Origin of the sequence: Humidesulfovibrio sp. (assembly GCF_035560995.1) — a bacterium.
Classification (GTDB): domain Bacteria; phylum Desulfobacterota; class Desulfovibrionia; order Desulfovibrionales; family Desulfovibrionaceae; genus Humidesulfovibrio.
On the sequence record NZ_DATMYK010000232.1, the window covers coordinates 1 to 5,086 of the forward strand.

Sequence of the window (5,086 nt, forward strand, 5' to 3'; positions counted from 1 at the left end):
GCCGCGCCCCTGGCGAAACGCAGCCTGGACCTGGGGCCGAAGCACCTGGAAATCAGCGCCGCTGACGTCATTTTCGACGCCATCGAACACGGCTACCCCTGCTGCAACACCCTGGTCATCCGCCTCACCGGGCCGCAGGGCGAGGCCGAGCCCCTGTTCGAGCGCGAATACGCCTCCCTCGGCGGCGGCTTCATAGAGATCAAGGGCCACCCCGCACCAGAGCGCAAGGCCCCCAGCTACCCCTACGCCACCATGGCCGAGCTGCGCCAGCAGCTCGCCAAGCACGGGCTCTCCCTGCACCGGCTCATCCTGGAAAACGAAATGGCCATCACCGGGGCGGACGAGGCCACCATCAAGGCCGGACTGGACACCATCCTGCGGGTCATGGACGAGGCCGTGAGCGCGGGCCTGGCGGCCGAGGGCGTGCTTCCCGGACCCATCGGCCTGCACAGAAAGGCCGGGCACATCTTCCAGCGCTCCACCATCAAGCGCCAGACCCACGAGAACATCATCGGCCAGATGTGCGCCTTCGCCTTCGCCGCAGCGGAGGAGAACGCCGCCGGGCACATCATCGTCACGGCCCCCACCTGCGGAGCGGCAGGCATAATCCCGGCCATGGCCCGGACCATGCGCACCCGCCTGGGCCTCTCCGAGCAGTCCATCCGCGAGGGGCTGCTGGCGGCTGCGGCCGTGGGCTTCCTGGCCAAGCACAACGCCAGCATCGCCGGGGCCGAGGCGGGCTGCCAGGCCGAAGTGGGCGTGGCCTCGGCCATGGCCGCAGCCATGCTGGCCCACGCCACGGGCTACGACGCTTACGTCACCGAGAACGCGGCCGAGACCGCCCTGGAGCACCACCTGGGCATGACCTGCGACCCCGTGGGCGGCTATGTGCAGATTCCCTGCATCGAGCGCAACGCCATGGGCGTGGTCAAGGCGTACACGGCCTTCGTCATCGCCACCGATGTGCTTCCCACGCGCTACAAGATCGGCCTGGACCAGGCCATAGAGGCCATGCGCGCCACGGGCAAGGACATGCACTGCAAGTACAAGGAGACGGCCCAGGGCGGCCTGGCGGCCATCGTGGCCAACTGCTGACGACGCGTTCCTCAAGCTGAAGCACTCCGGCTCCAAGCGGCGGCGAGATGACGTCGTCCGCATCTCGGCGTGCGGCCGAGCCCCAGAGCCCCCACCGGCAAGCTCTGCTCTTCTTCCCTGTCCCTCTTCGCCGACTGCCCCCCGGCAGGCCAAGGCCGCTCATGCCGTGCTCGGGGCATGGCCCCTTGGCGTTGGCGGGGCTCTGGCAGCTTCACCACCGTGATGCGGCTCCTGCCCGGGATTGACACACACATGAGCATATGAAAATATGAGCGCTCGTTCATACGAACTTTCCGCAACCGCAACACGTGGCGCAAGAAATGGAGCAAGACATGGCAACGACGACGTTCATCATCCGGGAAATGGACTGCTCAGAGGAGGTGAGTGTGCTTACGCGCGCCCTCATCCCCGTGGTGGGGCAAGAAGACCGGCTCGCCTTCGACCCCCTGCAGCGCAAGCTGCACGTCGATCTTTCCGGTCTGGCTGTGACACCTGAGCAGATCATCGAGGCCGTGGCCCGGACGGGCATGCAGGCGGAGCGCTTCCAGCCCGCCCTGGCGAATTGCTCCTGCTGCGGGGGCGGCTGCGCCACGTCCAAAAGCGGCTTCTGGCAGCGCCGGGGACGCGAGCTGCTCTGCGCCGCAAGCGGCGTGCTCTGGGCCCTTGGCCTGCTGCTCATGATGGCCGAGCACGGCTCGTTCCTGGCCGCGTTCCGGGAAAGCGGCGCCGCCCCCGCACCGGCCAAGCTGCTTTGGGTGCTGGCGGCGCTGGGCGGCGTGTGGCATGTGCTGCCCAAGGCCCTCCACTCCCTGCGGTCCCTGCGGCCGGACATGAACCTGCTCATGGTGCTGGCCGTGGCCGGGGCCATGGCCATCGGCGAATATTCCGAAGGAGCCTCGGTGGCCTTTCTCTTCGCCCTGGCGAACCAGCTGGAGTCCTGGAGCGTGGCGCGGGCCGGAAACGCCATCCAGGCCCTCATGAGCCTGGCCCCGGACACGGCCCTCGTGCTCTCGCCCTTTTCCCCCGCGCCCGTGGCAACCAGGGTGGAGAACGTGCCCCTGGGGACGCTGGTCCTTGTGCGCCCGGGCGACCGCATCCCCCTGGACGGAGTGGTGCGCTCCGGCTTTTCCGCGGTGGACCAGTCGCCCATAACGGGCGAATCCATGCCCGTGGCCAAGCAGGCCGGGGATGCGGTCTTCGCCGGCACCATCAACGCCGAGGGCGCGCTGGAAGTGGAAACCACCAAGCCCGCCTCCGAGTCCACCCTGGCCAGAATCATGCGCATGGTCGAACAGGCGCAGTCGAAGCGGGCCAGGGCCGTGCAGTGGGTGGAAAAGTTCGCGGCGGTCTACACCCCGGTCATGATCGGCGTCGCCGTCCTGCTCGCCGTGGCGCCGCCGCTCTTTTTCGGCGGCCAGTGGGACCGCTGGTTCTACGAGGCGCTGGTGATCCTCGTCATCTCCTGCCCCTGCGCCCTGGTCATCTCGACGCCGGTGAGCATCGTGGCCGGGCTGGCCTCGGCCGCGCGCAACGGCGTGCTGATCAAGGGCGGCGTGTTCCTGGAGGTTCCCGCCACCCTGAACGCCGTGGCCCTGGACAAGACCGGCACCCTGACCCATGGCAGGCCCACGGTGACCGAGGTGAACACCCTGGGCGGCATCTCCGAGGAACGACTTTTGGGCATCGCCGCCGCGCTGGAGTCGCGCAGCAGCCACCCCCTGGCCAAGGCCATCGTCCGGCACACCGCAAGCCTCGGCATCGCCCCGGCCCAGATTGAAGAGGCCCAGTCCCGCCCGGGTCTTGGCGCACAGGGTCGCGTCCAAGGGCGCGACGACCAGGGGCGCGAGCATTTCATCGGCAATCTGCGCTTCCTTGAGGAATTCGGCGGCGTCCCCCTTTCCGAAGAACTGCGGGGCATCCTCGCCCGCCACGAGCAGTCGGCGGGCACCGCGATCCTGGTGTGGGACAGCGAGGCGGTGCTTGGCTGCATGCTGCTGGAGGACAAGGTGCGTCCGCAGTCCAAGGCGGCCCTGGCCGTGCTGAAGGCCCTGGGAGTGGAGACCATCGTCATGCTCAGCGGCGACAACGCCAGGACCGCCGCGAAGATCGCCTCCGAGGCGGGAGTGCCGGAGTACCGCTCCGACCTGCTGCCCGAGGACAAGACGCGGGCCGTGGAAGAGCTGGTCCGGTCCGGCAGGCGCGTGGCCATGGTCGGCGACGGCATCAACGATGCGCCCGCGCTGGCGGCGGCGCATCTCGGCGTGGCCATGGGGGCCATCGGCACCGATGTGGCCATTGAGACGGCGGATGTGGCCCTCATGTCCGACGACCTGTCCAAGCTGCCCTGGCTTGTGCGGCACTCGCGCCGCACCCTGGGCACCATCAAGGCGAACATAGGCTTCGCCCTGGCCATCAAGGCCGTTTTCCTGCTGCTGGCGCTTTTCCAGGTCGCCACGCTCTGGACGGCCATCCTGGCGGACATGGGCTCGTCGCTTCTGGTCATCTTCAACGGCTTGCGCCTGCTGCGCGGCAAGGAATAGGGACAGGACGAGCCGTCAGCGGCGGAAAAAGGCCGGTGCCGCGACGCTGCCTGCTGCAATTCTGCTACGTGAACTTCCTGAAGGGCGATTGGCTGGCCCGCATGCGGCGTCCGGTGTAGCCGTATCCAAAACCGGACGAAGCGCGAGAGGAGGTGCGTTAGAGGCCGGTGCCGAATTGCGCGCCGGTTTACTTCACCCCAAAGGGTACAGAGACGGGTACACATTTCGGTTTCGGCCCCCGAAAAGCCACAAAAAAAGGGTTACGGCACAAACCGTAACCCTGAATTTCTGGCGGAGAGGGAGGGATTTGAACCCTCGATGGGCTTTTAAGGCCCATACCCGCTTAGCAGGCGAGCGCCTTCGGCCGACTCGGCCACCTCTCCAATCAAGCGCACCTTACCGGCGCGGACGAATCCTTTACCCTTTCGCGGCGCAGGATGTCAAGGCATTGCTGCACATCAACCTTTTTTGCGCGAGGCGGCGGTCTTGGCTCCGGCCGAACGTTTGGTGTTGGCCGTGGCCTTGCCCGAGCCGGTGGACTTGCCGGTTTTGCCCGCCTTACCAAGCTTTGCGGGCTGGTCGACCTTGGCCGCCTCCATGTCGCGACGCGATTTCCCCAGCCGGGGGGCACGGTTGGTCAGCGGGCGCTCGGCTTCCTTCTTCTCGTGGCTGGAGCGGAACACCGCGGCCAGCGGGGCCTTCTTAATGCCGAGGAGCTTGCGCAGCTGGTTCTCCAGGTACTTGCCGTAGGCCGGGGTCACAAGGTCCGCGTCGTTGACGAAGAACACGAACATGGGCGGATCTTCGTCCGCCTGGGTGAGGTAATAGAACTTGGCCCGGCGGCGCTTGATGACCGGGGGCTGGTGCTTGGTGGTGGCCTCGGCCATGGCGCGGTTCAGCGCGCCGGTGCCGATGCGGATGACGCACTCGCGGCGGATCTCCTCGGCCAGGGGCAGAATCTTCTGCGTGCCCGCGCCCGTGAGGGCGGAAATGTACAGCACCGGCACGTGCGGGCAGATGCGCAGGGCGTCGGCGTAAGCCTCGCGCAGTTCCTCCAGCCGCGACTTGTGCACCAGATCCAGTTTGTTCACGGCCACCATGAAGGGCGTGCGCTGCTCCGCCAGGTAGGCGATGAGCCGCTTGTCCTGGTGACTCAGGCCCTCCATGGCGTCGAGCACCAGGATGGTCACGTCGGCGCGCTTGCTGGAGGACAGGGCCCGGTACACGGAGAGCTTTTCCAGATGGTCGGTGATGGACGCGCGCCGGCGCACGCCCGCCGTGTCCACAAAGGTATAGCGGCGGCCGTCCTTCTCAAAGCCCACGTCCACCGAGTCGCGCGTGGTGCCCGCGATGTCGCTGACGATCTGTCGGGCCTCGCCCACCAGGGTGTTGACCAGGGAGGACTTGCCCGCGTTGGGGCGGCCCAGCATGCACAGTTTAAGCCCCAGCTC

The 5,086-nt window shown here is 67.4% G+C and carries 3 protein-coding genes and 1 tRNA gene; 2 read left to right on the forward strand and 2 right to left on the reverse strand.

The genetic code is table 11. The annotated features are described in order from the left end of the window. Both VN419_RS09175 and VN419_RS09180 read left to right on the forward strand, forming a co-directional pair. Window positions 1-1,095, forward strand: a 1,095-nt coding sequence (locus tag VN419_RS09175; RefSeq protein WP_325646741.1) for an L-serine ammonia-lyase, iron-sulfur-dependent, subunit alpha, incomplete at its 5' end; no start/stop codon positions are given. 332 nt (window positions 1,096-1,427) lie between these two features. Then, window positions 1,428-3,635 carry a heavy metal translocating P-type ATPase gene (locus VN419_RS09180; protein ID WP_325646742.1) on the forward strand — a complete coding sequence of 736 codons (2,208 nt, stop codon included), beginning with the start codon at window positions 1,428-1,430 and terminating at the stop codon, window positions 3,633-3,635. A 289-nt stretch (window positions 3,636-3,924) separates the two neighbouring features. Here the strand turns inward: VN419_RS09180 and VN419_RS09185 are convergent. Then, a tRNA-Ser gene (locus VN419_RS09185) sits at window positions 3,925-4,018 on the reverse strand. 75 nt (window positions 4,019-4,093) lie between these two features. Further along, a partial coding sequence (locus VN419_RS09190; protein ID WP_325646745.1) for a GTPase occupies window positions 4,094-5,086 on the reverse strand: 993 nt, incomplete at its 5' end.